A 25,506-nucleotide genomic window follows, 5' to 3' on the forward strand; every position below is an offset into this window, starting at 1 on the left:
GCTACACCACCCTTTCCGCGCCGATGACGGTGGTGCAGGACCCGGCGAGCCTCGACTGCGCCCCCGCCGTGCCGCCGGCCGGCGGAACCGCCGGCTATCGGGGCATCCTGCGCTGGGACTGCACCGGAACCATGCTCCCCGGCGACCAGGGCGAGGTCTCCTTCAAGGTCACCATCGATCAGTGACGGGGGCTTGGCGGCGGATGCTACTCAGTCGGGTGTTGGACGGTCCTGTGGAATGAGGCAAGAAGCTCTTCTGCTCAGGATGTCTTCAGCTTTCGAGCCGGTCCTTCAGGACGACGCCGTCGCGCATGACCAGCGGGATATGCGCGCCATCGTCCTGCAGAAGGGCGATGTCCTCCAGCGGATCACCGTCGACCACGATCAGGTCGGCCAGTGCATCCGGCGCGATCACGCCGAGGCTGCCGGCATAACCGCAAAGCTCCGCGCCGATCACGGTGGCCGAGCGGATGATCTCCACGGGTGTGAGCACCTTCGCCAGAAGCTCGAATTCCATGCAGTGATATTTCCGCAATTCGCCGAGCAGGTCGGAGCCGAAGGCCATTTTGAGGCCGGCGTCTCGCATGATCTTAAGCGACTTCAGGCCCCCGTTGCGCACCACGTCGATCTTGGAGAACTCCGTCTCGCCGAAGCCGAAGCGCTTGCCTTCCAGATGCAGCGCCTCGTAAGCCACCAGCGTCGGCACGGCGATGCAGCCCTTTTCGGCCGCCATTCGGGCGGTTTCCGGTTCGATCAGGTTGCAGTGCTCCAGCGAGTGAACGCCGAGCTCCACGGCGCGGCGGATTGCGCGATCTGTATAAAGATGGGCCGAGACATAGATGTTCGCGTTCTCGGCCTCCTCCACGATGGCGGCAATCTCCTCGCGCGAGAACTGGATGGATTCGATGGGGTCGTTGGGAGAAGAGACGCCGCCATTAGCCATGATCTTGATGAAGCGCGCCCCGCCCTTGATCATCTCCCGCGCGGCCAGCCGGCAGGCGTCGACGCCGTCCACCACATAGCCCATGGAGCCCAGACGGTCCGACATCATGCCCGGCCGGTTGTCCGTTCGCTGCCTGAGGTCCGCATGCCCGCCCGTCGTGGTGAGCCCTTTCCCGCAGATAATGAGGCGCGGACCCTTTATCAGACCTTCCTCCACGCCGCGCACCAACCCGATATCCGCCCCGCCGAGATCCCGCAGGGTGGTGAAACCTCGCTGCAGCGCCTCTTCCATGACGCGCGCCGAGCGCAAGGCAGAGAGTGAGGTGGGCGCGATTATGTTGGCCCAAAGGTCCAGCGTTTCCGCCACCACGTGCACATGGCAGTCGATCAGGCCCGGCATGAGCGTGCGGCCGGCAAGGTCGATGCGCCGCGCGCCCGAGGGCGCATCGAGGCGCTCGCCCACATTTCTGATGCGGCCTTCTTCCACGAGCACATCAAGGCCGCCCCTCGTCACACCAGCCTCGGGGTCAAGCACCCTGCCATTGGTGAAAAGAAAGCTGGTCATCAGAACCTCCGTTCAACGATGGTGGCACGCTACCAGCCGCCCATCATCCCTCGGTGTCAATGCCGGGTCGGCGGCTTTACACTCTTCCGTCGCGAGATGGCAGCGGGGATGAAACGGACAACCCGATGGCTTCTGCGTCGCGCTTGGCACGACATCGCTGCTTGCGCTGAAGACATGGCGCCGGCGAGGGTCGAGCGACGGCGCCGACTTCATCAGAAGCTCGGTATAGGGATGCGTGGGCCTGGCGAAGAGCGCATCGCGATCCGCAATCTCCACGATCTTGCCCAGATACATCACGGCCACGCGGCGAGATATATGCTCCACCACGCCCAGATCATGGGAGATGAAGAGATAGGAAACACCGAGATCGCGCTGTAGATCCGCCAGCAGATTGAGGATTTGCGCCTGGACCGAGACGTCGAGCGCCGAGACTGGCTCGTCGCAGATGATGATCTCCGGCTTTAAAGCCAGCGCGCGGGCGATCCCGATCCTCTGCCGCTGGCCGCCGGAGAACTGGTGCGGAAAATTGTCCGCCTGGTCCGGCCTGAGACCCACGCGCTCCATGAGTTCGGCCACGCGCTTTTGCCGCTCGCGCGCCGTGCCGACGCGGTGGATGTCGAGAGGCGCGCGAATGATATCGCGCACGCGCTGGCGGGGATTGAGCGAGGAAAACGGGTCCTGGAAGACGATCTGCACACGACGGCGGAATGCGCGCAGCGCCGACCCGCGCAAGCCCGCGATGCGCTCGCCCGCGAAAGTCACCGTGCCAGCCGTGGCTTTGACAAGCCCCATAAGCGCCAGTCCGGTGGTCGACTTTCCGCATCCGGATTCGCCGACAAGGCTCAGCGTCTCGCGGCGCTTCAGGCTGAAATCGATACCGTCGACGGCTCGCACCGTCCCCACCTGCCGCTGCAGAACGCCCTTGCGAATGGGGAAGTGGACCGTCAGGCCTTCGACTTCAAGAAGGGCGTCAGACATCGTCATGCTCCCAGCAGGCCGCGAAATGGCCGGGCCGCTTCTCCTCGAAAAGCGGTCGCTCCTCCAGACACCTGGCCGAGGCGCCGGGGCAGCGTGGCGCGAAAGCGCAGCCCTTGGGGAGGTCCCACATGGGCGGGACCGTGCCGGGGATGTCCGCCAGCCTTTCGGAGGCGCGTCCGCGCGGGATGGCGCCCATGAGTCCCTTCGTATAGGGATGAATAGGGTGGTCGAAGAGGTCGTACACAGACGCCTCTTCGACCTTTCGGCCCGCATACATCACGATCACCCGGTCCGCCACCTCGGCAACGACGCCAAGGTCATGGGTGATCAGGATTTGCGCCGAGCCGAGACGCTTTTGCAGGTCAGCTATCAAGCCGAGAATCTGTGCCTGGATTGTCACGTCGAGCGCGGTCGTGGGCTCGTCCGCGACGATGATCTTTGGATCGCAGGCGAGCGCGAGCGCGATCATCGCGCGCTGTCGCATGCCGCCGGAAAGCTCGTGCGGATATTGCCGGGCGCGCCTCTCGGGGTCTGGCATCTGCACGAGCTTCAATGTTTCGACTGCCTGCGCCATCGCGGCCGATGCGCTTACCTTTCGGTGCTGGCGCACAGCTTCGGCGATCTGGAGCCCGATCGTCATCACGGGGTTGAGGGCGGTCAGCGGCTCCTGGAAGATCATGGCAATCTCCTCGCCGCGCAGATCCTCCACCTCATGGGCGCCGAGCTTGAGGACGTCTCGGCCGTTGATTTCCACGCGGCCGCCTGCGATCTCCGCCGCCTCCGGCAGGAGGCGGAGGAGGGCGAGCGCGGTCATCGACTTGCCGCAGCCGGATTCCCCCACGATGCAGAGCGTTTCGCCCGCCGCCACGGCCAGGCTCATATCCGCGACGACAGAGAACGATCCGTGCTCACCGCGAATACGGATCTCCAGGTCCTCCACCGCAAGGACCGGCTTTTTATCCGCAAGCATGGTGGCGGGCGTCGTCATCATCGCCTTTCCGAACGCTCAGTCCGTCGCTCGCGCGAGATTGCCCACCATGAAGCCGTAATCGCCGCTCTCCACGAGGTTTCGTGACAGGTGCGACAGGATCATGATGCCACGCTCGAACGGATTGGGGATCTCTTCCAGCGTCTCGAAGGTGTAGGGGCTCACCACCCGGCCGAGAAGCTGGCCCTTCCCGATCGCCTCGCCAAGCGGCGGGCAGAGCGGTTCCAGCCAGCCTCCCTGTGTCGGCCGGATGCCGGCGATCTCGTCCACCACCACCTGTTTCGGCGCGGGCTTCACATCGCCGGGGATCGCGCCGAGATGGCGGAGCATGTTGAGCACGCCGTTCACCGTGCGCTCTACGTAAGGGGTCTGGTCGACGATGCCGCCGCCGAGCTCGACCACCACGGCCGGAATGTTCCGCTTGTCGATTGTCACGGCTTTTGTCGTGCCGGTAAACACGGTTCCGTCCTTGTCGGGCGCCGGGCGGTACAGGATCTTGGAGCCGAAGGCGCGCGACAGCGCTTCGTCGTTCCAGATATAGACATAGTCGACCGTGGGCCGATCCGTACCCGCATGGAGATCGATATGAACATCGATCTTCTCCAGGAATTCCGAGGTGATAGCGGCAGCAAGCTGCTGGGTATAGTTGCCGTTGCGGTTGCCGGGGAACTCGCGGTTGAGGTTCAGCTCATCTATCGGCGTGAAACGGTGATTGACCGCCATGGCCCGCGCATTGGCCACCGGCAACATTAGGATACGGCCCTTCAGCGGCATGTCCTTGATGGCTCGGTAGATATCGAGCATCGCCTGCGCGCCAGTGTTCTCGTTGCCGTGGATCGCCGCCGAAAGGCCGATTGTCGGCCCGTCCGTTTCGCCTATGAGCTCGTGCATGACGAGCACTGCGTCGGAGCCGTCCGCGTGGGTCGTGAATCTTGGCCGCAGGATCCTTGTCGATTTGACCATCTTTGCTTCCTCGTAAAATGGATGGTTGAAATTCAGGCTTTTCGCCGCTCGCCTCGGCCGCGCGAAAGCTGGCGCGGATCCAGCAGGTCGCGCAGGCCGTCGCCCAGCAGGTTGAAACCCAGAACGGTGATCATGATCGCTGCGCCCGAGACGATGGCGAGCCACGGTTCGTCACGCATGAAGCGCGTGCCGTAGGAGAGCGTCCATCCCCAGGTCGGCGCCGGCGGCGGCAAGCCGAAGCCGAGGAAGGAAAGGGCAGACTCCGCGATAATAGCAGTCCCCAGCCCGAGCGAGGCGAGCACGATGATCGGCCCGAGCGCGTTGGGCAGGATCTCGCGGAAGATGATGCGTAGGGGACCGGCCCCCAACGCCCGTGCCGCCTGCACATAGTTTTGCTCGCGGAGCACGAGGGTCGCGCCCCTCACAACCCTGGCATACTCAGTCCAGAAGACGACGATCAGCGCCAGCGAGACATTCACAATTCCAGGCCCCAGCACGGCGACAATCGCAAGCGCCAGGATGATCGCCGGGAAGCCGAGAAAGATGTCCGTGATACGCCCTAGCACCAGATCCACCCAGCCGCCGAAATAGCCGGAAACGAGCCCCACCACCGTTCCGATAAGGGCTGCTCCGCCGACCGAGATCAAAGCGATCATCAGCGAGATGCGTGCGCCGAAAACCATCCGGCTCCAGAGATCGCGGCCGAAATTGTCGGTACCCAGGAGGTGTTCCAGACTCGGCCCGGCAAACCGGTTGCGCATGTCCATCTGCTCCACCCCGTAAGGGGCGACATGGGGCGCAAGCACGGCGCAGCCGACGATGAAGAGCGTTATCGCGGCGCCGATGACGAAAGACGGATTTCGAAGCGGCTTCGGCATTCGCATGTCAGCCGAGCCTCACACGCGGGTCGACGGCCGCATAGAGCAGGTCGACGAGCAGGTTCACGAGCGCGAAGATCAGCGCAAAGGTGAGCACGATGCCCTGGATCAGCGGCAGGTCGCGCTGCGAGATGGCGGTGATCGTGAGTTGCCCGAGTCCCGGCCAGGCAAAGATCGATTCCGTCAGCACGGCGCCGCCTAAAAGCATCCCGAAACGCAGGCCGATAACGGAAAGAACCGGCAGAAGCGCGTTGCGCAGCACATGGCGAATGATCACACGCGGCCGCCGCAATCCCTTGGCATAGGCGGTGCGTACGAAATCCTCGCGCAGCATCTCCAGCATGGATGTGCGGGTGAGCCGTGAGATGATGGCTGCAGGGGTCGCTGAAAGCGCAAGCGCCGGCAAAAGGAGGTGGCTTAGCGATTCAATCAGAGCCTGCGGCCTGCCGGTGATGGCTGCCCAGAAAGCTTCGGGCAGAGGCATTCCGCGCCCGATCGCGGGAAGCCAGCCGAGCTGCACGGCGAAGGCGAGCATCAACAGGAGGCTCAGCCAGTAGACCGGCATGGAGACCCCGAGCTGGGCGAAGATCATGGTGATCGTGTCGATGATCGAGCCTTGCCGCATGGCCGAGACCACGCCCATGGCGAGCCCCAGCACCGTGGCGATCACAAGGGCAGCGATCGCAAGTTCTATGGTGGCACCGAGGCGGCCGAGGATGATCGTTGCGACCGGCTGGTTCTGAAAGATCGATGTGCCGAGGTCGCCGGAAAGAAGGCTGGCGAAATAATCCCAAAGCCGCACATACCAAGGATCGTTGAGGCCGAGCGAATCCCGCAGCCGCTCTATCGCTTCGGGCGAAGCCTCCTGCCCGAGAAGGACCGAGGCCGGATCCCCGGGGATGATCAGGAGCAGCCCGAAAGTCACGACGACCATTCCCATGGCCATGGGAATGAAAAGCAACAGGCGTCGTATGAGATAGGCGATCACGGCGTCGGGTCTTGTCTGTGTCTGCGAGAGTTTTCCTGGTGGGAATCAGGTCCGGGCGGACTGCCGGCCGCAGGATGGGAGCGGCCGGCACCCGGCATCAATTTTCCATCCCGATAAGCCCGCGGAGATAGCCGCGCGGCGTCGCTGTCACCTCGGTCGGAAGCTCCTTGTCGTAGAAGAGCTGGTAACCCTGATACGACACGATGAAGTAGGGAAGCTCTTCGGCGAGGATTTTCGCCGCTTCCTGGTAGGCTGCCGCGCGCTCCTGCTGATCGAGCGAGGAGCGGCCCTTTTGCAGGAGCTCATCGACCTTCGGATTGGAGTAGCCGCCCCAATTGGTGGAGCCGCCGGTCGTAAGCTGAGAGAAGAGCAGCCTGTCGGGGTCGACGATGTTCAGCCATCCCAGCAGGGCGATCTGGTGCTGGGATTTCTGCACATAGTTTGTCGAAAAGCTCGGCCAGTCCGTGATCTGCGTTTTGGCATCCACGCCGGCCTGGCTGAACATGGTCTGCAGAAACTCGATCGTCTGAACGCGGTTCGGGTCCTCGCTATGCGTGGCGAGGGTGACCGTCAGTTTGTTGCCATCCTTGTCCAGGATGCCGTCGCCGTTGCTGTCGGTCCAGCCGAGCTCATTGAAAAGGGCCACGGCGCCTTCGATATTGAAGGTCGGCTGCTTGATATCGGGCGAATAGGCCCAAGAAGAGGGCAGGAGCACGGACGATGCAACCTTGTCCACGTCCTGATAGATGTCGCTGACGATCGTCTGCTGGTCCACCAGCATGGAGAAGGCCTGCCGCATCTTCGGGTCCGAAAGCAGCGGGTCCTTGGTGTTGAAATTGATGTAGGTGACACCGAGGCCCGGCATGATCGCATTGCCGAAGCGATCGTCCCCGGCAAGACGCGATATGTCCTGTGGCGAGAGCGGCGATTGGATCACGTCGAGATCTCCCGCCTCGAAGGCCTGCGCGCGGGCAGAGTTGTCCGGGATGATCTTAAGCGTGACTTTCTCGATTTGCGGAGCGCCACCCCAATATTCGGGGTTTGCCTCGAGCGCGATTTCCGCACCGCGGTTCCAGGATGTAAGCTTCATCGGGCCCGCGCCCACCGGCTGGGTGGCGATATCATGGCCGCCTTCCGCCAGTTCCTGCGGCACGATTCCAAGGTCGAGATAGGAAAGCAGCGGCGCATAAGGCGCGTCGAGGCTGAATTTCACCGTCAGGTCGTCGACCTTCTCCACCGATTGGATGGGTGTGTAGAGGGTGCGCATCGGCGCGTTGAAATCGGGATTGAGCAGCGTCGTGTAAGTATAGACCACGTCGTCGGCGGTAAGCGGCGTGCCGTCGGAGAATTTAAGCCCGTCGCGCAATTTGAAGATGAAGGTTTGCGGGTCCGGCGTCTCCCAGCTTTCGGCAAGGTCGGGAACGACTTCGAGCTGCGGAGTGATGTGGACCAGGCCGGAATATATGAGGTCGGCGACACGATAAGCCGTCGTGTCCCGCGTCAGGCGCGAGTCGAGAGTGCCCGCGTCGACATCGGTGCCGACCACGATGGTCTCCTGGGCGAAGGCAGGCCCGATCGCCAGGGCAAACAAAAGTGCGGTTGTGGAGAGCAGCAGTTTTTTCATCGTTATTACCCTCTGGACAGAAGCGCCGGTTCGCGGCGGTTCCTGCGGCGGTGCATTTCTGAAGGTTCTGAAGCCCCGTTTTTTCCAGCGTCCGCGCTGGCGATCTTGGCGCGCCGCAGTTGCGCCAAATAGGGCACCAGCAGATTTTCCAGCGCATCGGGATCAGGCGCATGGCGAAATTCGAAACAGGGAATACCCGGGCGTGCGAGCCGCCGCACATCATCGGCCCCCGTCGCATAGATCACGGCATCGCAGCGATTCAGAAGCTCGGGGAGGTCCGGCGCGGCAGCCCAAGCCACGGTAACGTCCGACACGTGCGGCGCAAATTCGCGTACGCTGGGCTTCATGATCGCGATGTAATCTTTGAAATAGGTAATTGCGGCGACACGCGCCCGCGGAGGAAGCCCTGCCAACGCCTGGCGGGTATGCGTGGAAGGAATGAAGCGGATCGCCAGGATGTTGGCTTCTGGCACGATCTTGCGTAACTCCACCTCCCGGTGCACGAATGTGAGGACGACATCCGCGCGGCGCACCGCCGCTTGCGCCTCGGCCGAGACCGTGAGTTGATCGAGCGTGACCAGATGGATCTGGTCTCCCGGTTCAAGTACCGGGCGTATTTCGGCGACATAGTCGCGCGTGGCAGCCTCGAAAATGCCCACGAACATGATCGTGAGGCCGCCGCGCGGTTTTCTCAGTTGCGCCTGAGCGGTGATCATGGTGGCGAGGACGGAAGGGGATATTCCCAACCGGTCGGCCTTGTCCAAAACCTTGCCGATTTCCTCGCGCAGATTGGCCATCGCGGCCTCATCGCCCAGCTTCTTGTGCGGATCACGCGCCGAATAGGCGCCTTTTCCGCGCCTCATCTCGATCAAGCCGGCATCGCGCAGTTGCTGGTACACCTGGCTGACCGTCATCGGGGCAATACCCAGCTCGGCCGCAAGCTGGCGCACCGACTGCAGTTTGGTGCCGTAGGGTATGTCGGAATGGGAGAGATAGTAGCTCAGCAACCCATAAAGCTGCGTACCCACAGGTACGGGCAGAGACTTGTCTATGGTTGAAGCGTCTACCGGGAACATGTGTTCTAATCCCTTGGTACACTAGACCGTATCACGTTTTTTGGTCAGTGCAACGGATCAGGAATATTTTTATATCAGGAAGAAAACGATATAATATCAAATATTTATCGGTATTGTTCCGGCGCATTTAGCAAAAAGGCTAATGTGGAGCGTTGCCGCCGGCCGCCAGCTTCTGCAATAAATGTGCGGGCGAAGCAGGTCAGTTTGGAAAAGGTGTATTGATGGAATATGTCAATCTCGGCCGTTCGGGTCTGAAGGTTTCTCGCCTGTCCTTGGGCTGTATGACCTTCGGTTCGGCCAAATGGGCTTCATGGGTTCTGGACGAGCAGGCCGCGACGCCGATCATCGAGCGCGCGCTGGATCTGGGCATCAATTTCTTCGATCTCGCCGACGTGTATTCGCTGGGGGAGAGCGAGGTGGTGACCGGCCGGGTGCTGAAGCGGCTTCGGGCGAGGCACCAGCTCGTGATTGCCACCAAACTCTACAATGCGATGAGCGACGATCCAAACGACCGGGGCCTGAGCCGGAAGCATATATTCGAAGCGGTCGACGCGAGCCTGAAACGCCTTGGCACCGACTATATCGATCTTTATCAGCTGCATCGCTTCGATTACGAAACACCGCTTGAAGAAACGCTCGACGCGCTCAACGACCTCGTGCGGGCCGGCAAGGTGCGCTATCTTGGGGCGTCGTCCATGTTCGCCTGGCAGTTCATGAAGGCGCTTGGCCTGCAGCGCCAGCACGGCTGGGCGCCCTTCGTTTCAATGCAGCCTCATTACAACCTCATCTACCGCGAGGAGGAGCGGGAGATGCTGCCGCTTTGCCGCAGCGAAGGGATCGGCGTGATTCCCTGGAGCCCGCTGGCGCGCGGCCGCCTGGCCGGCCGCAGCGGCGATGAAGCCACGTTACGCGCTCAAACGGACCGCACACAGGTAAAGCTCTATGGATCGACCGAGGAACAGGATGCAAAAGTGATTGCCGCCGTGCGCGAAGTTGCCACGCGCCAAGGGCGGCCAATGGCGCAAGTCGCTTATGCCTGGGTTGCCTCGCGGCCCGGCATCACCGCGCCGATCGTGGGCATTTCACGGTTGGAACAGTTCGACGATGCCATTGCCGCTTTGGATGTAGAGCTGAGCGATGAGGACGTTGCTTTGCTCGAAGCGCACTACCAGCCGAAGCGCGTCGCCGGACACACCTAGCTCATGCGAGGAAGCCGTGAGCCTTGGCGAAGGCCTTCAGGCCGCGCCAGGCGTCTTCGACGGCCGTATCGTCGTAAGTCGCGGTGAAACAGGCTTCCAGCGCACTCTCGTAAATCGGCCCTTCCTGCACCGGGCAGGTCCGCAGAAAGTCAAAGGCTTGCTGCGGGCTTGCAATCTCTCTGACTTTTCCTGGACGGGCGGCGACGCGGACGGGAGTTTCGAAACACGACTGGACGGATTGTTCCTCGTTCATTGGCGGTCCTCTCCCTAAGGCCGACTATAACGCTTTTGGCGTGCAAAAGTTGCAGTTTCTTTCAACTTGAATTTGCTCGCGGCCGGTCCGACTATCTGCCGGTTGGAACGATCCGGCCTTGCGCCGGTTCCTGTTGAAGATTTTGGAGGGTGTTATGCCGCCGGAGGAGATGGACATCGTGCTTGCGAAGCTTCCGCTGCGGATTGGTGCGTATGTGCCGAGCGATCTTCTTGAGGAATGGTTCGCTCCAGGCACTGGCATGAACCCGATCAGCGAGGCCGCCGCCGAAGCGGCCAAAGCCTATGGCCGGCGGTTCGAATGCGAATTCGAATATTACACTGAACGGATGGAAGGCGTGTTCTGGAAATGGGTGCCGGCGATATGAATCCCGGGGGAGCCTCTCCCCTGGAAGAAAAGGTCAAACAGGCGATCATCGACGAATTGAAGCGCCAGGCCGATATAAGGCCGGGCGCGCTGAAGGTTTCGCCGGGAAAGACAAGGCTTTCCGTCGATGGCGAAATTGACCTCGACGATCTCACAATGGTTGTGATTGGCGCGCTTGCCGGCGGTCCTTGAACGCTTTTCAAGCGCGAAACACACAACAATTTACGCGCAGGTAAGATGTTTGAATTGCGGATGAACACCGCATTCAGTCACAGTTCGGGCGATCACAGATAGCGTGAGATCTTCCAGGGGGATGATCCGATGCTCGTACGCCTGTTTCTTACCGTTGTCTTCGCTGTCTGTCTTGGTGGCGTTCTGTCGATGGCTCTCGACCCCTCGCTTAGCAAGCGGGTGAGCCAATCACAGGTCAGCTGGGGGCAGGCAGTAGATTTCCACGCCGTCGATTAGATATCGGCGGCGGCCGCTGATCCAGTCTGCCGGATCTTTTACGCATTAGTACCTCCCAAGAACCGCGTCAGCAATTCCGCCCGGCAGCCGCCGGGCGGAACCTCTTCCCGCTTTTTCAAGTTGAAAAGCGTCGGCATAGTATTGAGAGGACATTTTACATGAATAACAGAAGCTTCCTTGCGCCTTTTCTGGCCGCCTTATTTGCCTCTACGCCACTCCTTGCGCAGACGACCAACGAGAGCGCAGTGCCGCCGGAAACAGCCATGAAAGCCTCGGCCATCATTGCCAAGATCGAGGATCGCGCCGACTTTCGTTACCTGGACGAACTCGATTGGGATGACGAGGGTTACTACCAGATCATCTATTACACCAAGGACAAGGCCAAGGTTGAAATGAGGATCAATCCCGTCACGGGAGACCCGCTCTAAAGAGGCGCGATCATTACGTGCAAGCCCTGCAGGAAAGGATCAGGGCGGGTTACGCCCTGATCTCCTGCCGCTGAAAGGAGACATAAGCTCCAGTGAACAGCACCACCAGCGCTGCGATCATGCAGGCAAGCTGCGGCCAGATGAGCATCAGGCTTTGCGAGATCGGCAGCGGAGCTCCAATCACCGCCTGACTGAGCTGGTTGGCGAACACGATGCCCAGCGACCGCGTTTCGGGATTGAGGATCGCCAACGTCATTTCCCCGAAAAGCGTGTTGGGTGAAATGCGGGCGACGGCCCGTTGCAGCTCGACCTGATGCACCGCCGTCATCGGGTCGAACGGATCAACCGGCACGACCGCACCTGCAATCAGCGGTGACAGCATCGGCCAGAAGACAGTGAAGAGCAGCCAAACCGTGAGGGTGGCCAGGGCCGAGGTCGCCGGTGATCGGAAGATGGTGGAAAACACCATCGCCACCGCAAGCCACACCCCCGCATAAACGAAGGAGGCAAGCAGGAAGGCGAGGCCGCGCAGGATTTCCTCCCCGCTGGGCGGCAGTCCCAAAAGCAGGATGCCCATTCCGGTCACCAAAAGCCAGAGCACCAGGAGACACAAGGCAATCACCAGCAGACAGCCCAGGAATTTGCCTGTCAGCAGTGCATCCCGGTAAATGGGCTGCGAGAGGATGCGCGACATGGTGCGCCGGTTATATTCACCATTGATGGCATCGAAGCCGAGCGCGATAGCGACCAGCGGCAACAGGAATCCCAGAAAGGCAACGAAGGAGGGCAGCGGCTCCCGCGCCGTGGTGAACAGGCGCAGGAACAGGAACTGGTCCTCGCTCACGGTCTGGGAGATCTGGCCGATGGCGGCATAGACCGAACCGAAGGCGGTGAGCAGCACCAGCAGCATCACCAGGTGGATGCGCGCACTCGTCATATGGTCGGCCGCCTCCTTCAGGGCGACCGTCGCAAGCCCGGTAAAGGGTGAGCCTTCACGCTGCGGCATGAATCCTCTCCTCCTCGAAGTACCTGACATAGACCTCGTCCAGCGTCGTCTGGCGGATGGACATGGTCCGCAGCGCGCCGCCGGCCTCGACCACGCGGCGGGCGATATCGGGCCGAGCGTCGGCGTCGGCATCCACACGCCAGAGGCCTTGCCGCTGCTCCGTCACACCCGTGATGTGCGGCGCGCCGTTAAGTGCGGTCCTGAGATCCACGCCCTCGGCCTCCACTTCGACCACATGGGTCCCGCCGAGGACATCACTCGTCAGATCCGAAACCCGCCCCATAAGCCCGATCCGGCCGCGATTGAAGAGCGCAACGCGGTTGCAGATGGTCTGCACCATGGTCAGCAAATGCGAGGAGAGCACAATGGTGATGCCCTCCCTCGCAAGCTCCACGATCAGCTCAAGGAGCTCCTGGGTGGATTGCGGATCGAGCCCGGAGGTCGGCTCGTCGAGTATGGCGATTTCCGCCCGCTTGATCAGCACCTCGGCCAGGCCGAGGCGTTGGCGCATGCCGCGAGAGAAGGTTCCCACGCGCCGATCCTCGGCATGGGTGAGCCGCACGCGTTCAAGTGCTTCCGTGATGCGCGTATTTGCCTCGGCGGCGGAAAGACCCGTCAGGCGCGCGGTGTAAAGCAGGTTCTCGCGCGCCGTCAGATTGTCGTAAAAGCCGATCTGATCCGGCAGATAGCCCACGCGGCGCTTGACCTGCAGCGGATTGCGCAGCGGATCGAGGCCTAGCACGCGGACGGTTCCTGATGTCGGCTCCGTGAGGCCGAGGAGGAGAAGGATGGTCGTCGTTTTACCCGAGCCATTGGGCCCGAGCAGGCCGAATACCTCACCTCGCTCGACCGTCAGGTCAAGCCCGTCCACGGCTGCGAGGGATCGATAGCGCTTGACGAGGTTGCTCGTCTCTATGACCGTATTCATCGCCTGCCATACCGTGTGACCGCAAATCCAAGAACGACAACCGCGGCGGCGATGACGCCGAGCCCTGTCACGCCCCAGATCGTGGAGGTGCGCACGGTGACGCGGAAGCTGGCGCTGTCTGACGCGCCATCGCCGTTGGCACGTACGGAGACCACATAGTCGCCGGCGATCGCCTGGTCGGAGGGCGTCATGTTCACGGCCACTTCAGCTGTCTCGCCCGCCGGTATTTCGGCGATTTCCTCAGGACTGAACTCCACGTTCCAGCCGGAGGGCGGGCTTGCGGAGAACTTGACGGCGCGCGCGGGCGCAGTGCCGCTGTTCTCGACAGTGAAGTTGAAGCTGCGCTGCTCGCCGGCCGTTGCATCGCCCGATAGCCGGCCGCCCGGACCGGCGAGCGAAAGCTCAGGCTGACCCGTGATGTCCAAAACAAGCTGGGTCTCGGCAGACGCGTCGCCGCCAGCTGCGCCAACCCTGACCGGGTATTGACCCGCTTGCGCATTTTCAGGAGCCTTCACGGAAACCGAGAGATCCTTCTTTTCGCCCGCCTTCAGCGGAAGGCTGGTGAGTTCCTGAGAGCCGTAACGCTCCTTGAAGGTTACCTGAAATCCGGCCGGCGCCTCCGAGACAAGATTGACGACGGTGTCTTCCTGGCCGTCATTGGTGATTGCCACCTGGTAATCAAAGGAGGACCGAACCGTCCCGCGAAGGGCCGGCAGTTCCGGTTCGAGCGTCAGCTGCGCGGGCTCCGTCTCCGCCAGGGTAAGGGAAATCGGCAGCTCCAGCGTCTGATCGCCGGTGCGGCCGGTGATGGTGAACTGATAGGTCTCGTCCGCCGCGCCCTCAGCGGGCGTGAGCTTCAATGAAAGATCTACCGTCTGGTCGGATGCGGCGATGGCGGCGCCAACCCGCTTTCCGCCGCCGTCGATCTCCCATTGCCATCCATCAGGCAAACCGGAGACGCTGAATTCCACCCGTTGGGGCGGCATTCCCTTGTTGGCGAGCGTGAGTCCGATATCCACCTCCTCGCCACTTTGAGCGAAGAAGTCCGGATAAGGGGTGGTAAGCCACAGGCCCTCAATCTGTTGCTCGGCGGCGGATGGCGCCGTCGATATAGACTGGGCTTGAGCTGATTGCGGCGAGGCCGTGAGCAGGCCAGCCAGAACGACAGTTGCACTTAGGGTTTTGGTGAGAGTCTTGCGCGCAAAAAAAGCATGCGCAGGAACCATGGTTGCCCTCCCTGCTTTGCGATCAATGCGTATCCGGCCGGAACGGCCGTAGATTTGATATAGGCAGGGAAAAGAATTGCCGCAACTGTGGCGAGACTGGGGCAAAAGGGTTACATCTTTGTAATCCTTCTGCTTCTGCCGCCACGAGGTGAGGGCATTCAGGCCCTGCTCCCGGCAGCGGACGGCCTATGTGGAACATTCCCCAAAAGGGAAGAGTCTCCGTTGCACCATCGCGGGTGCGATGCGCCCTGCTTGCAGATCCAGGGGACTGTCGCTCTTTATCGGACCGACATTAAACTGTCATCGAACTGTTACACAGGGGCGTTAAGGCCTCTCCCGACGCGACAGGGCGTCAACACCGAATTCCGGACAGGAGTAGCCAAATGAATAAGTATTTCCTTGCGGCAGCTGTGGCGTCCTCCGCCCTTGCCGCGTCGCTCGGCTTCGCCGCCGCGCAGTCGCGCGATACGATCCAGATCGCTGGGTCCTCGACTGTTCTTCCCTTCGCCAGCATCGTGGCCGAAGAGTTCGGCAACGCGTTTCCGGAGTTCAAGACGCCGGTCGTCGGCTCCGGCGGCTCGAGCGGCGGCCTGCGTCAGTTCTGCCAGGGCGTGGGTGAGAACACGATCGACATCGCCAATTCTTCGCGCCGCATCCGCGCTTCGGAAATCGAGGCCTGCAACCAGGCCGGCGTGAACCAGATCCTGGAAATCCAGATCGGTTTCGACGGCATTGTCTTCGCGACCAGCGCCGACAAGGGCGATTTCGCGCTTGAGCCGGTTCACGTCTTCAAGGCAGTAGCCGCCAAGGTCCCGGTGGAAGGCGAGATGGTCGACAATCCGTACAAGAGCTGGAGCGAGATCGACTCTTCGCTGCCAGATCAGCCGATCGCCGTCGCCATCCCGGCGTCCAACCACGGCACGCGCGAAGTGTTCGAGGAGAAGGTGCTGCACGCGGGCTGCGAAGCGGCCGAACTGCCGGAGATGGAAGAGGAGGCCATGGAGGCCGCCTGCACCGCCATCCGTCAGGACGTGGTCGTGGAGATCGCCGGCGACTACACCGAGACGCTGGCCCGCCTGCAGAGTAACCCGGACACGGTCGGCGTGTTCGGCCTGAGCTTCTACGACCAGAACCGCGATACGCTGAAGGTCGCCACCATGTCGGGCGTGACCCCGTCGCTCGAGACGATCGCTTCCGGTGAATACCCGGTCTCCCGCCCGCTGTATTTCTATGTGAAGGGCGAGCATATCGGCCAGGTTCCGGGCATCGAAGAGTATGTCGAGTTCTTCATGTCCGACCAGATGGCCGGTGCGGGCGGCACGCTCGAGGGCGCCGGCATGATCCCGCAGCCCGAGGAAAAGACCGCGGAAGTTGTGGACGCCTTCAAGGAGCGCAAGGCTCTGACCGCCGCCGACGTCCAGTAGGACACATAAAATAGTGGGGAGTCTCTCAAGGCTCCCCACTTGACGGTTTCGGGTAGCATCGCGTTCCTTTGTTCATCCGTGCCGCGCGGGCGGCTACTGAGCCTCGAGGGCTTTGAACGTGAACAGTCTTATCGTCGCCACGCTCCTGCTCATCCTTATCGGCTTTGCCTATCAGGTCGGCTGGTCGCGGAGCAGGCAGGTCGCTCCCGCCGGCGGACGGCTTCATTCTCGGCCGAATTATCACGGCGCGCGCGTCGCCATCTGGGCGCTTGTTCCCGCCCTTCTCATCCTCGGCCTGTGGGCCTTTTTCAGCGACGCGGCCTCGCGCGCCTTTGTCATGGCGCAGCTTCCTTCCGACGTTCGGGCGATGGGCGGTTCCGAGCTTGCGCAGGCACTCAGCCGGATCGAGCAGATCGCGACCGGTTTCGGCGTTGTCGGCGAGCCGGCACCCTATGAGAGCGCCGCCGGTCAGGCGCTGCGCGAATTCCGGAACCTCGCCTTCGCCCTCGTTGTGGCGGCGGCGGCGGGGACGGGCGCCCTCGGACTTTATCTTGCCCGCCGCCGGATCGCGCCGCGGCTGCGCGCCAGGGACGAAGTGGAGCGCGTCGTCCGATATCTCCTGATCGCCTGCTCGGTCGTGGCGATCCTCACCACGATCGGCATCGTCGCCTCGCTGCTGACCGAGGCGCTCCGCTTCTTCACCTTCGTCAGCCCCATCGATTTCTTCTTCGGCACGGTCTGGAACCCCCGTTTCTCGACGGTGGGTGCGGGCACGGGGGAATATGGGCTTCTCCCGCTCCTGTGGGGCACGGTGATGATTGCCAGCATTGCCATGCTCGTGTCGCTGCCGATCGGCCTGATGACAGCGGTTTATCTCACGCAATATGCGCGGCCCAACATCCGCAACGCCGTGAAGCCGGTCGTCGAGGTACTGGCAGGCATTCCCACGATCGTCTACGGCTTCTTCGCGCTGGTGACCGTGGGGCCGTTCCTCGCGGGCATCGGCGACTTGGTCGGGCTCGACATCCGCGCCACCAGCGCGCTCACGGCGGGCATCGTGATGGGGATCATGATCATCCCATTCATTTCCTCCCTGTCCGACGACATCATCCGCCAAGTGCCGCGTGCCATGCGCGACGGTTCGCTCGGCCTGGGCGCCACCCAGTCGGAAACGATCCGTCGCGTGATCCTGCCGGCAGCCCTTCCCGGCATTGTCGGCGCCTTCCTGCTGGCGGTCAGCCGTGCCATCGGCGAAACGATGATCGTGGTGCTTGCCGCCGGCAACAGCCCCTATTTGCGGCTCAATCCGGGCGAGCCCGTCTCGACGGTGACCGTGACGATCGTGAACCAGCTCACGGGCGACACCGACTTCGCCTCGCCGCAATCGCTCGTCGCCTTCGCACTCGGATTGACGCTCTTCCTGATGACCCTCATCCTTAACGTCGTGGCGCTCTTTATCGTTCGCCGCTACCGGGAGCAGTACGAATAGTCATGGCCGAGATCCTTTCCCAGACGCAGACGGCTTCGGACGCGCCCGGCGATACGCTGAAGACCATCCGCAGCGGCCTTACGCGCCGCCATGCCCGCGAGCGCCGGTTCCGTGCCTATGGGATCGCCGCCATCTGCGCCGCTCTCGGCGCGGTGCTCATTCTCTTCAGCATGATCCTCGCCAAGGGCATTCCGGCCTTCACCCAGGCCTCGCTGACGCTGGATGTCTTCTTCGATCCCGCCGTCATTGAGGTCGATCCCAGGCCGGAACCGCAGCCCGGCCAGTCACCGGCGGATTATCAGAAGGCCCGGCTCGACTGGGAGCGGCAGGTGACCCTGGTCAACTGGAACCGCATCCTGGAGGCCGCCATCCGCCAGGCGGCTCCGGATATGGAGGTGGACACCCGCCAGGCGCTCTCGATCGTCGAGACCAGCGAACGCTTCGTCCTGCGCGACCGCTTCGTGGAGAACCCCGCCCTGCTGGGGCAAACCGTCAAGGTGGACCTCCTCGCCTCGGCCAATGTGGACAACTGGCTGAAGGGCAATATCGACCGCAGCCTGCCAGACAGTCAGCAGCAGCTTTCCGCGCCGGCTCGCGCGCTGGCGGACCGCCTGCTCGAGAATGGCACGATCCGCTTCGCATTCGCCACGCAGATCTTCACGAATGTGGATTCGCGCTCGGCACCCGCGAGCGCCGGCCTGGCCGGTGCCTTCATGGGCTCCCTTTACATGATGCTGGTGGTGATCGTGCTGGCGGTGCCGCTCGGCGTGGGAAGCGCGGTCTATCTGGAAGAGTTCGCGCCGAAAAACCGGTTCACGGACCTGATCGAGGTGAACATCAACAACCTCGCCGCCGTGCCCTCCATCGTCTTCGGCCTTTTGGGTGCCGCCGTCTTCATCAACTACTTCCGCCTGCCGCTTTCGGCCCCGCTGGTGGGCGGGCTGGTGCTTACGCTGATGACCTTGCCCACGATCATCATCGCCACCCGTTCGGCACTGAGGGCCGTCCCGCCCTCGCTGCGGCAAGCCGCCCTGGGGCTTGGCGCATCGCGCATGCAGACGGTTTTTCATCACGTGCTGCCGGTCACCTATCCCGGCATCCTGACGGCCACCATCATCGGCGTCGCCCAAGCGCTCGGCGAGACGGCGCCGCTGCTCCTCATCGGCATGAACGCCTTCGTGGCGGCCGTGCCGGCGACTCCTCTGGACCAGTCCACCGCGCTGCCGGTGCAGATCTATCTCTGGCAGGGCAATGAGAACCGCAATTTCTTCGAAGCGCGTACGTCCGCCGCGATCATCGTGCTGCTCGGCCTCATGATCACGCTTAACGCGTTGGCGATCTATCTGCGGACAAGATTGGAGCGACGCACATGAACAACGAACATGCGGAGGTGATGGAGATGCATATGCCGACCGAGAAGATCGTCGGACAGACGGATCTCTATTCCATTAAGTCCTCGACCGTGCGGACGCCCGACGCGATGCCCCGCCCGATCCGTGTCAAGGCGCGGGAGGTGAACGTCTTCTACGGCTCCAAACAGGCATTGTTCGACGTTTCCATCGATGTTCCCGAGCGCGCGGTGACCGCCTTCATCGGGCCATCGGGCTGCGGCAAATCCACCTTCCTGCGCTGCTTCAACCGCATGAATGACACGATCGAGGGCAGCAAGGTAACCGGCAGGATCGAACTCGACGGCGCCGATATCTATGACGGCTCCATCGATGTGGTGGAGCTGCGCGCCAGGATCGGCATGGTCTTCCAGAAGCCCAACCCGTTCCCGAAATCGATTTACGAGAACGTCGCCTATGGCCCGCGCATCCATGGCCTGGCGAGCGCCAAGGGCGATCTCGACCGCATCGTCGAAACCAGCCTTCAGAAGGCGGGCCTCTGGAACGAGGTGAAAGATCGCCTGCACGAGCCGGGGACCGGCCTTTCCGGCGGGCAGCAGCAGCGCCTTTGCATCGCCCGGGCCATCGCGGTCTCGCCCGAGGTCATCCTCATGGACGAGCCCTGTTCGGCGCTCGATCCCATCGCCACCGCCAAGGTGGAGGAGCTGATCGATGAATTGCGTGAGAATTACACGATTGTCATCGTGACCCACTCGATGCAGCAGGCCGCCCGCGTTTCTCAGCGCACGGCCATGTTCCATCTTGGCTATCTCGTCGAGGAGGGGCCGACCGACAAGATGTTCACCAATCCAGAAGAAAAGCGCACACAAGATTACATCACCGGCCGGTTCGGTTGATCGGGGCACAATCTATCAAAAGGAACGGCTTCATGGGCCAGCACACCGTCACCTCTTTCGACCAGGATCTGGAGCATCTCGACCGCCTCATCCGGGACATGGGCGATCTCGCTGGCGCGATGACCCAGGCTGCCACGCGCGCGCTTCTCTATGCCGACAACGCGCTGGCGCAGCGGGTGATCTCGGACGACGCCGTCATGGACGCCAAGCAGCGCGAGCTGGACGAGAGCGCCATCACCCTCATCGCCAAGCGCCAGCCCATGGCGCAGGACCTGCGTGCCGTCGTCGGCGCCATCCGCATGGCCGCCGATCTCGAACGTATCGGCGACCTGGCGAAAAACATCGCCAAGCGGGTCGGCGCAGTCGGCGGGGCCGGCACTCCCCATGGTCTCACCCACCCAATCGAAACCATGGCGGGCATGGTGCTCGAACAGGTGAAGGCGGTGGTCGAGCACTATGTGAACCGGCAGACGGAAGCCCTCACGAAGCTGCGCGACGAGGACGAGAAGATCGACGTGCAGTATACGTCGGTTTTCCGCGAGCTTCTCACCTATATGATGGAAGATCCGCGCAACATCACCGCCTGCACGCATCTTCTCTTCTGCGCAAAGAACCTGGAGCGCATCGGCGATCACGTCACCAACATCGCCGAAAACGCCTATTATGTGCTCACCGGGCTCCAGCTTCCCGTTCAGCGGCCGAAGCAGGATGAAACCCAGATGACGGTCAATTCCTGAGCGGGGGCTTGTGAATGATCGCACCGAAAATCATGGTCGTGGAGGACGACGAGCCGCTTTGCGTGCTGCTTCGCTACAATCTTGAAGCCGAGGGCTATCAGGTCGAAGTGGTCACGCGCGGTGACGAGGCTGAGGTGCGGCTGCAGGAAAACGTGCCGGACCTGCTCGTCCTCGACTGGATGGTACCCGCGATTTCAGGAATCGAGCTCTGCCGGCGCCTTAAAATGCGGCCTGAGACCGAGCGACTGCCCATCATCATGCTGACCGCCCGCGGCGAGGAGAGCGACCGCGTGCGCGGCCTTTCCACCGGCGCCGACGATTATCTGGTAAAGCCCTTCTCCACGCCAGAATTCATCGCCCGCGTCCGGGCGCTTTTGCGGCGGGCAAAGCCGGAAGTGCTTTCAACGGTGCTCAAGGTGGGCGATATCGTGCTCGACCGCGAAGCGCATCGCGTTTATCGGCGCAAGAACGAGATCCATCTTGGCCCCACGGAGTTCCGCCTGCTCGAATTCATGATGCAGCATCCGGGCCGCGTCTTTTCGCGCAGCCAGCTCCTCGACAATGTCTGGGGCGAGACGATCTATATCGACGAGCGCACGGTCGACGTCCATGTGGGCCGCCTGCGCAAGGCCGTTAACCAGGGCCGCATGCCGGATGTCATTCGCACCATCCGTGGGGCTGGATACGCTATCCGGGAGAACTGACGAGGGCCATCTTCCTGCGGCCCTTTGCCGGTTCATCCGAGCGAACCCCTGGGCCTCCGGCAAAAACGTGCCGGTCCAGGTCCGTCAGCGCCGTCATCGCCGCGCCATGCAATATGAGAGGGCGCGCCCTCGGCATCGTCTCGAAAGAAATCGCCTCCGCGTGCTGGCCGCCCGCCGTTTCGGCGAGTGCGCTGCGGATTTCCGGCTCCAATATGTCAAAAGCAGCCGTCCCCTGGCCGATGATTGCCACGGGCGCCGGATCGATCAAGGCAAACAGATTGCCGAGACCGAAACCGATAGCACGTCCCGCCTCCCGGAAGGCCTGGCGTGCAGGTCCTTCTTCGCACCGGGCGCGTTGAGCCAGCTTCTCCATCTCGCCCGCCTCGATATCCGCCACCGGCCTTTCCTCCGGGCTCCTTCCTGATGCCCGGCGCCAGATGGCATAATTCCCGGCATAGGCCTCGATGCAACCCATGCGCCCGCAACGGCAGAGCGCACCGCCAGGCTTATGGATCATGTGGCCGAATTCGCCGGCAGAAGAGCGGGTCCCGCTAAACATCTTTCCGTTCAGCATCAGCCCCATCCCGATTCCGTGGGAGAGCAGGATGGCTATGAAATTGTCGCTGTAGCGCTTGGGATTGAGCCAGCGCAGTGCCTCCGCCATCATGTTGCTGTCGTTCTGCACCGTCGTCGGCACGCCGAAGGCGTCTTCCAGCGCGGCGCCCACCGGCAGGTGGCTCAGCGGCGTGATCGGAGACCAGAGAAGTTCACGGCCGGCTGAATCGGTTATGCCCTGTACCGCGCAGGATATTCGGAGAAACTCCCCCCGATCGCGGGTAAGGTCTTGCAGGGCGGCAATAGTCGCTTCCAGCAAGTCTTGGCGGCTCATCGCCAGCGTATCGAGGCGATGCGTCCGCTGATTGATTACGTCTCCACGGTAATCCGCAAGCACCACCGAAAGGCTGTTGAATGACAGGTAGAGGCAAGCCACGGACGCGGCATCCGGATTGAGGCTGAGTGCCACCTGCGGGCGGCCGCGGCGAGTTGGCGCTGTGTCGCCGTCTTGTTCCACCTCCCGCATGGTGCCTTCTGCGATAAGGCCGGCTGAGATGGTGGAAATGGTCGAATGACTAAGGCCGGTAAGCTTGGCGATTTCGGTGCGCGAGGGCTGGTCCGATTGTCTTACGGCGGCGATCACCAGCGCGCGATTGCGCTTGCGCATCTCGTCATGGCGGATGCCTGCGGTCACGTTTCCTCCCTGGACCGGCGGCGCCGTTTGCCGCCAGTTTTGCACTTCAGTCGATATTGACACGGGCGAGCACCTGCGTCATTCCTTTTTTCGAGGCTCGAAAAAATGAGCCTCCCGGCATTGCGGCCGGAGATTGCTCCGAATTGTCGTTTCGGATGCAGTCCCGGATGGCGAGAGCCGGAAATGACGGGCTCCGATGAATCTGGATAGACATCCCGTTTTGCACAAACGTGACATGTCAAATCCGCGGGATCGGCGCAAGTCAGAGGGAGGTCGCGCCACCGGCGCTGGGAGGAAAACTATGAAAAATACCGCAACCGCCGTACTGGCGGGGATTGCCTTTTCTCTATCACTGTCGTCGGCGGCGCTTGCCGAAGGCAAAACAATTGGGGTGTCCTGGTCAAATTTCCAGGAAGAGCGTTGGAAGACCGACGAGGCGGCCATCAAGGCGCAAATCGAGGCCGATGGAAATACTTATATTTCCGCCGACGCACAGTCCTCGCCGGCCAAACAGCTTACAGACGTGGAATCCCTGATCGCGCAGGGTGCCAACGCACTTATCATCCTCGCGCAGGATGCATCGGCGGTTGGCCCCGCCGTGGAAAATGCGGTCGCTGAAGGAATTCCGGTGATCGGCTATGACCGCCTCATCGAAAATCCGGATGCGTTCTATCTGACCTTCGATAATAAAGAGGTCGGGCGCATGCAGGCGCGCGCCGTGTTCGAGGTGGCGCCCGAGGGCAACTATGTCTTCATCAAGGGCTCTTCGGCCGATCCCAACGCCGATTTCCTGTTCGAGGGGCAGATGGAAGTCCTCAAGGAAGCCATCGATTCCGGCAAGATCAAGAATGTCGGCGAGGCCTATACGGACGGCTGGCTGCCCGCCAATGCGCAACGCAACATGGAGCAGTTCCTGACCGCCAACAACAACGAGGTCGCTGCAGTCGTTGCGTCGAATGACGGAACGGCGGGTGGTGCAATCGCTGCATTGGAAGCACAGGGTCTTGCGGGCTCGGTTCCCGTTTCCGGGCAGGACGGTGATCATGCCGCGCTGAATCGCATTGCGCTCGGAACGCAGACCGTTTCCGTTTGGAAGGATGCGCGTGAACTCGGTAAGGCCGCCGCGCAGATCGCCAATCAGCTTGCGGAGGGGACGGCGATGGATCAGGTTGAGGGCGCGACCAAGTGGGCCGAAGGCCCCAACAAAGTCGAGATGAACTCCGTCTTCCTGAAGCCGGTGCCGATCACGAAGGATAACCTCAACCTCGTCATAGATGCCGGTTGGGTTACGAAGGATGTTGTCTGCCAGGGTGTGCAGCCCGGCACCGTCGACGTCTGCGGCTGAAAAGCGCTATAGCGGCGCAGAACGCCGCGGTTTGAGCGACCGCGGCGTTCTGCGTATCGGTCCCGGCCGTCTTGGCCGGACGGAGGAGACCAATATGACGGATGTAACCTCCCATGCGCTTTCAAAAAAAGCTGCCGCAGTGAACAGCAGCCTGCCTCAGCGCCTTCTCAGGGCGACGGAGCTCGACACGCGCATGCTTGGCATGGTCGGCGCGCTCGCCGTCATCTGGATCGGCTTTCATATCGTCTCCGGCGGGTTGTTCCTTACGCCCCGCAATCTCTGGAACCTGTCGGTCCAATCCGCATCGGTCGCCATCATGTCCACCGGCATGGTGCTGGTGATCGTCACGCGCAACATCGACCTGTCGGTGGGCTCGCTGCTCGGATTCGTCGGCATGGTCATGGGTGTGACCCAGACCGAAATCCTGCCGCAATGGCTTGGCTTCGGTCACTTAGCAATCTGGATCGCAGCAATTCTGGTGGGTGTTGCGCTTGGAGCGCTTATCGGCGCAATGCAAGGGTACATCATCGCCTATCTGGCCGTGCCGTCATTCATCGTGACGCTGGGCGGGCTGCTCGTCTGGCGCGGTGCGGCTTGGTGGGTCACCAGCGGCCGCACCGTGGCGCCGCTCGATGCCACATACCGCTTGATGGGCGGCGGCCCAGATGGCGCCATCGGTGCGTTCTGGAGCTGGGTGGTCGGCCTGATCGCCTGTGTTGCGCTCCTGCTCATGCTGGCCAATGGCCGAAAGCAGCGGCGCAAATTTCACTTCCCGCTGCGGCCTGTCTGGGCCGAAAGCCTTCTGGCGGTTATGGGCTGCGCTTTCATCCTGGGGGCCGTGGCCGTTGCCAATTCCTATCCCTGGCCTTCGGCCATCGTCCGGCGGTATGCGACAGAAAACAACATTACCGTGCCCGAAGGAGGACTCTTCATCGCCCATGGCATCGCGATCCCGGTGCTCATCGCCGTGGGAGTCGGTGTCGTGATGACCTTTCTTGCAAACCGAACGCGGTTCGGCCGCTACGTCTTCGCCATCGGGGGCAATCCCGAAGCGGCGGTGCTCGCCGGCATCAACACGCGTTGGGTGACGATGAAGGTTTTCATCCTCATGGGTGCGCTTGTGGGGATTTCCAGCGCCATTTCGACGGCTCGCCTTAACGCCGCCACCAACGCGATGGGCACGCTCGATGAATTGCTCGTGATCGCGGCGGCCGTTATCGGCGGCACATCGCTTGGCGGCGGCATCGGGACGATCGCCGGCGCCATGATCGGCGCCGTCCTGATGCAGTCGCTTGCCAGCGGCATGATTCTGCTCGGCGTCGACACGCCGTTGCAAAACATCGTCGTTGGCATCGTGCTGGTGGTCGCCGTGTGGCTCGACACGCTCTACCGCAAGCGCGTGAAATAACGGGAGGCCGCG

At 62.2% G+C, this 25,506-nt stretch carries 27 protein-coding genes; 14 read left to right on the forward strand and 13 right to left on the reverse strand.

Annotated features, from left to right (window positions below; translation table 11 throughout):
• A partial coding sequence (locus GNP00_RS20340; RefSeq protein ID WP_166016257.1) for a hypothetical protein occupies nt 1–185 on the forward strand: 185 nt, incomplete at its 5' end.
• Between the two features lie 85 nt (nt 186–270).
• Here the strand turns inward: GNP00_RS20340 and GNP00_RS20345 are convergent.
• From GNP00_RS20345 to GNP00_RS20380, 8 genes are all read right to left on the reverse strand, one after another.
• Nucleotides 271–1,506: a metal-dependent hydrolase family protein gene (locus tag GNP00_RS20345; protein WP_011582450.1), complete on the reverse strand. Its 1,236-nt coding sequence runs from the start codon at nt 1,504–1,506 to the stop codon at nt 271–273.
• Between the two features lie 12 nt (nt 1,507–1,518).
• Nucleotides 1,519–2,484 (reverse strand): ABC transporter ATP-binding protein, encoded by a 966-nt coding sequence (locus GNP00_RS20350; protein WP_011582449.1) that lies wholly within the window; start codon nt 2,482–2,484, stop codon nt 1,519–1,521.
• Nucleotides 2,477–3,454, reverse strand: coding sequence for an ABC transporter ATP-binding protein (locus GNP00_RS20355; protein ID WP_011582448.1), 978 nt, complete (start codon nt 3,452–3,454; stop codon nt 2,477–2,479). The genes GNP00_RS20350 and GNP00_RS20355 overlap by 8 nt, the downstream gene beginning before the upstream one ends.
• Nucleotides 3,455–3,490: 36 nt before the next feature.
• Nucleotides 3,491–4,435, reverse strand: a complete 945-nt coding sequence (locus GNP00_RS20360) for a succinylglutamate desuccinylase/aspartoacylase family protein (RefSeq protein WP_011582447.1) — start codon at nt 4,433–4,435, stop codon at nt 3,491–3,493.
• 32 nt (nt 4,436–4,467) lie between these two features.
• The gene (locus tag GNP00_RS20365; protein WP_246259477.1) at nt 4,468–5,313 is read right to left on the reverse strand and encodes an ABC transporter permease; all 846 of its coding nucleotides are present in this window, start codon (nt 5,311–5,313) and stop codon (nt 4,468–4,470) included.
• Between the two features lie 7 nt (nt 5,314–5,320).
• Nucleotides 5,321–6,301: an ABC transporter permease subunit gene (locus GNP00_RS23765; protein ID WP_011582445.1), complete on the reverse strand. Its 981-nt coding sequence runs from the start codon at nt 6,299–6,301 to the stop codon at nt 5,321–5,323.
• Between the two features lie 97 nt (nt 6,302–6,398).
• Nucleotides 6,399–7,925 carry an ABC transporter substrate-binding protein gene (locus tag GNP00_RS20375; RefSeq protein WP_011582444.1) on the reverse strand — a complete coding sequence of 509 codons (1,527 nt, stop codon included), beginning with the start codon at nt 7,923–7,925 and terminating at the stop codon, nt 6,399–6,401.
• 5 nt (nt 7,926–7,930) lie between these two features.
• Entirely contained in the window at nt 7,931–9,001 is a 1,071-nt protein-coding gene (locus GNP00_RS20380; RefSeq protein ID WP_011582443.1) for a GntR family transcriptional regulator, read from the reverse strand.
• 221 nt (nt 9,002–9,222) lie between these two features.
• On the opposite strand from GNP00_RS20380, the gene GNP00_RS20385 reads away from it, so the two are divergent.
• Nucleotides 9,223–10,200, forward strand: coding sequence for an aldo/keto reductase (locus GNP00_RS20385; RefSeq protein WP_011582442.1), 978 nt, complete (start codon nt 9,223–9,225; stop codon nt 10,198–10,200).
• 1 nt (nt 10,201) lies between these two features.
• Here GNP00_RS20385 and GNP00_RS20390 read toward each other — a convergent pair whose 3' ends face one another.
• Nucleotides 10,202–10,453, reverse strand: coding sequence for a DUF982 domain-containing protein (locus GNP00_RS20390; protein WP_011582441.1), 252 nt, complete (start codon nt 10,451–10,453; stop codon nt 10,202–10,204).
• Nucleotides 10,454–10,607: 154 nt separating this feature from the next.
• On the opposite strand from GNP00_RS20390, the gene GNP00_RS20395 reads away from it, so the two are divergent.
• The 4 genes from GNP00_RS20395 (at nt 10,608) to GNP00_RS20410 (ending at nt 11,733) form a co-directional block, all read left to right on the forward strand.
• Nucleotides 10,608–10,838, forward strand: a complete 231-nt coding sequence (locus tag GNP00_RS20395; RefSeq protein ID WP_011582440.1) for a hypothetical protein — start codon at nt 10,608–10,610, stop codon at nt 10,836–10,838.
• Nucleotides 10,835–11,029, forward strand: coding sequence for a hypothetical protein (locus tag GNP00_RS20400; protein ID WP_157038225.1), 195 nt, complete (start codon nt 10,835–10,837; stop codon nt 11,027–11,029). Before GNP00_RS20395 ends, GNP00_RS20400 begins: the two co-directional genes overlap by 4 nt.
• 129 nt (nt 11,030–11,158) lie before the next feature.
• On the forward strand, nt 11,159–11,305 hold the full coding sequence (locus tag GNP00_RS20405) for a hypothetical protein (protein WP_157038111.1): 147 nt from the start codon (nt 11,159–11,161) through the stop codon (nt 11,303–11,305).
• Between the two features lie 158 nt (nt 11,306–11,463).
• The gene (locus GNP00_RS20410) at nt 11,464–11,733 is read left to right on the forward strand and encodes a PepSY domain-containing protein (protein WP_011582438.1); all 270 of its coding nucleotides are present in this window, start codon (nt 11,464–11,466) and stop codon (nt 11,731–11,733) included.
• Nucleotides 11,734–11,782: 49 nt separating this feature from the next.
• Here the strand turns inward: GNP00_RS20410 and GNP00_RS20415 are convergent, their stop codons facing one another.
• From GNP00_RS20415 to GNP00_RS20425, 3 genes are read right to left on the reverse strand one after another with little or no spacing between them, the layout of a single operon-like run.
• The gene (locus tag GNP00_RS20415) at nt 11,783–12,739 is read right to left on the reverse strand and encodes an ABC transporter permease (RefSeq protein WP_011582437.1); all 957 of its coding nucleotides are present in this window, start codon (nt 12,737–12,739) and stop codon (nt 11,783–11,785) included.
• Nucleotides 12,726–13,667: an ABC transporter ATP-binding protein gene (locus GNP00_RS20420; RefSeq protein WP_011582436.1), complete on the reverse strand. Its 942-nt coding sequence runs from the start codon at nt 13,665–13,667 to the stop codon at nt 12,726–12,728. The genes GNP00_RS20415 and GNP00_RS20420 overlap by 14 nt, the downstream gene beginning before the upstream one ends.
• The gene (locus tag GNP00_RS20425; RefSeq protein WP_011582435.1) at nt 13,664–14,893 is read right to left on the reverse strand and encodes a COG1470 family protein; all 1,230 of its coding nucleotides are present in this window, start codon (nt 14,891–14,893) and stop codon (nt 13,664–13,666) included. Before GNP00_RS20425 ends, GNP00_RS20420 begins: the two co-directional genes overlap by 4 nt.
• 383 nt (nt 14,894–15,276) lie before the next feature.
• Here GNP00_RS20425 and GNP00_RS20430 point away from each other — a divergent pair, with 383 nt between their 5' ends.
• The 6 genes from GNP00_RS20430 (at nt 15,277) to phoB (ending at nt 21,492) form a co-directional block, all read left to right on the forward strand.
• Nucleotides 15,277–16,317 (forward strand): substrate-binding domain-containing protein, encoded by a 1,041-nt coding sequence (locus tag GNP00_RS20430; protein WP_011582434.1) that lies wholly within the window; start codon nt 15,277–15,279, stop codon nt 16,315–16,317.
• Nucleotides 16,318–16,429: 112 nt separating this feature from the next.
• A complete protein-coding gene (gene pstC, locus GNP00_RS20435; RefSeq protein WP_207621485.1) occupies nt 16,430–17,806 on the forward strand; it encodes a phosphate ABC transporter permease subunit PstC in 1,377 nt (458 codons plus the stop codon).
• 2 nt (nt 17,807–17,808) lie between these two features.
• Nucleotides 17,809–19,179 (forward strand): phosphate ABC transporter permease PstA, encoded by a 1,371-nt coding sequence (gene pstA, locus GNP00_RS20440; RefSeq protein ID WP_011582432.1) that lies wholly within the window; start codon nt 17,809–17,811, stop codon nt 19,177–19,179.
• A 107-nt stretch (nt 19,180–19,286) separates the two neighbouring features.
• Nucleotides 19,287–20,051, forward strand: coding sequence for a phosphate ABC transporter ATP-binding protein PstB (gene pstB / locus GNP00_RS20445; protein WP_085953118.1), 765 nt, complete (start codon nt 19,287–19,289; stop codon nt 20,049–20,051).
• Between the two features lie 32 nt (nt 20,052–20,083).
• A complete protein-coding gene (phoU, locus tag GNP00_RS20450; protein ID WP_011582430.1) occupies nt 20,084–20,788 on the forward strand; it encodes a phosphate signaling complex protein PhoU in 705 nt (234 codons plus the stop codon).
• Between the two features lie 14 nt (nt 20,789–20,802).
• Nucleotides 20,803–21,492, forward strand: coding sequence for a phosphate regulon transcriptional regulator PhoB (gene phoB / locus GNP00_RS20455; RefSeq protein ID WP_011582429.1), 690 nt, complete (start codon nt 20,803–20,805; stop codon nt 21,490–21,492).
• On the opposite strand, the gene GNP00_RS20460 is transcribed toward phoB, so the two are convergent.
• Nucleotides 21,476–22,741, reverse strand: coding sequence for an ROK family protein (locus GNP00_RS20460; RefSeq protein ID WP_041545612.1), 1,266 nt, complete (start codon nt 22,739–22,741; stop codon nt 21,476–21,478). The genes phoB and GNP00_RS20460 overlap by 17 nt on opposite strands.
• 301 nt (nt 22,742–23,042) lie before the next feature.
• Here GNP00_RS20460 and xylF point away from each other — a divergent pair, with 301 nt between their 5' ends.
• Nucleotides 23,043–24,086 (forward strand): D-xylose ABC transporter substrate-binding protein, encoded by a 1,044-nt coding sequence (gene xylF / locus GNP00_RS20465; RefSeq protein WP_011582427.1) that lies wholly within the window; start codon nt 23,043–23,045, stop codon nt 24,084–24,086.
• A 94-nt stretch (nt 24,087–24,180) separates the two neighbouring features.
• Nucleotides 24,181–25,494, forward strand: coding sequence for a sugar ABC transporter permease (locus GNP00_RS20470; protein ID WP_011582426.1), 1,314 nt, complete (start codon nt 24,181–24,183; stop codon nt 25,492–25,494).
• Nucleotides 25,495–25,506 lie beyond the last annotated feature (12 nt).

Source organism: Chelativorans multitrophicus (genome assembly GCF_011317445.1).
In the GTDB taxonomy this organism is placed as follows: Bacteria; Pseudomonadota; Alphaproteobacteria; order Rhizobiales; family Rhizobiaceae; genus Chelativorans; species Chelativorans multitrophicus.

What these genes read in the sequence shown, in the direction of transcription:
- GNP00_RS20345 (WP_011582450.1), bottom strand. Translation starts at nt 1,506, where the DNA reads ATGACCAGCTTTCTTTTCACCAATGGCAGGGTGCTTGACCCCGAGGCT.
- GNP00_RS20350 (WP_011582449.1), bottom strand. Translation starts at nt 2,484, where the DNA reads ATGTCTGACGCCCTTCTTGAAGTCGAAGGCCTGACGGTCCACTTCCCC.
- GNP00_RS20355 (WP_011582448.1), bottom strand. Translation starts at nt 3,454, where the DNA reads ATGCTTGCGGATAAAAAGCCGGTCCTTGCGGTGGAGGACCTGGAGATC.
- GNP00_RS20360 (WP_011582447.1), bottom strand. Translation starts at nt 4,435, where the DNA reads ATGGTCAAATCGACAAGGATCCTGCGGCCAAGATTCACGACCCACGCG.
- GNP00_RS20365 (WP_246259477.1), bottom strand. Translation starts at nt 5,313, where the DNA reads ATGCCGAAGCCGCTTCGAAATCCGTCTTTCGTCATCGGCGCCGCGATA.
- GNP00_RS20375 (WP_011582444.1), bottom strand. Translation starts at nt 7,925, where the DNA reads ATGAAAAAACTGCTGCTCTCCACAACCGCACTTTTGTTTGCCCTGGCG.
- GNP00_RS20380 (WP_011582443.1), bottom strand. Translation starts at nt 9,001, where the DNA reads ATGTTCCCGGTAGACGCTTCAACCATAGACAAGTCTCTGCCCGTACCT.
- GNP00_RS20385 (WP_011582442.1), top strand. Translation starts at nt 9,223, where the DNA reads ATGGAATATGTCAATCTCGGCCGTTCGGGTCTGAAGGTTTCTCGCCTG.
- GNP00_RS20390 (WP_011582441.1), bottom strand. Translation starts at nt 10,453, where the DNA reads ATGAACGAGGAACAATCCGTCCAGTCGTGTTTCGAAACTCCCGTCCGC.
- GNP00_RS20395 (WP_011582440.1), top strand. Translation starts at nt 10,608, where the DNA reads ATGCCGCCGGAGGAGATGGACATCGTGCTTGCGAAGCTTCCGCTGCGG.
- GNP00_RS20400 (WP_157038225.1), top strand. Translation starts at nt 10,835, where the DNA reads ATGAATCCCGGGGGAGCCTCTCCCCTGGAAGAAAAGGTCAAACAGGCG.
- GNP00_RS20405 (WP_157038111.1), top strand. Translation starts at nt 11,159, where the DNA reads ATGCTCGTACGCCTGTTTCTTACCGTTGTCTTCGCTGTCTGTCTTGGT.
- GNP00_RS20410 (WP_011582438.1), top strand. Translation starts at nt 11,464, where the DNA reads ATGAATAACAGAAGCTTCCTTGCGCCTTTTCTGGCCGCCTTATTTGCC.
- GNP00_RS20415 (WP_011582437.1), bottom strand. Translation starts at nt 12,739, where the DNA reads ATGCCGCAGCGTGAAGGCTCACCCTTTACCGGGCTTGCGACGGTCGCC.
- GNP00_RS20420 (WP_011582436.1), bottom strand. Translation starts at nt 13,667, where the DNA reads ATGAATACGGTCATAGAGACGAGCAACCTCGTCAAGCGCTATCGATCC.
- GNP00_RS20425 (WP_011582435.1), bottom strand. Translation starts at nt 14,893, where the DNA reads ATGGTTCCTGCGCATGCTTTTTTTGCGCGCAAGACTCTCACCAAAACC.
- GNP00_RS20430 (WP_011582434.1), top strand. Translation starts at nt 15,277, where the DNA reads ATGAATAAGTATTTCCTTGCGGCAGCTGTGGCGTCCTCCGCCCTTGCC.
- pstA (WP_011582432.1), top strand. Translation starts at nt 17,809, where the DNA reads ATGGCCGAGATCCTTTCCCAGACGCAGACGGCTTCGGACGCGCCCGGC.
- pstB (WP_085953118.1), top strand. Translation starts at nt 19,287, where the DNA reads ATGCCCCGCCCGATCCGTGTCAAGGCGCGGGAGGTGAACGTCTTCTAC.
- phoU (WP_011582430.1), top strand. Translation starts at nt 20,084, where the DNA reads ATGGGCCAGCACACCGTCACCTCTTTCGACCAGGATCTGGAGCATCTC.
- phoB (WP_011582429.1), top strand. Translation starts at nt 20,803, where the DNA reads ATGATCGCACCGAAAATCATGGTCGTGGAGGACGACGAGCCGCTTTGC.
- xylF (WP_011582427.1), top strand. Translation starts at nt 23,043, where the DNA reads ATGAAAAATACCGCAACCGCCGTACTGGCGGGGATTGCCTTTTCTCTA.
- GNP00_RS20470 (WP_011582426.1), top strand. Translation starts at nt 24,181, where the DNA reads ATGACGGATGTAACCTCCCATGCGCTTTCAAAAAAAGCTGCCGCAGTG.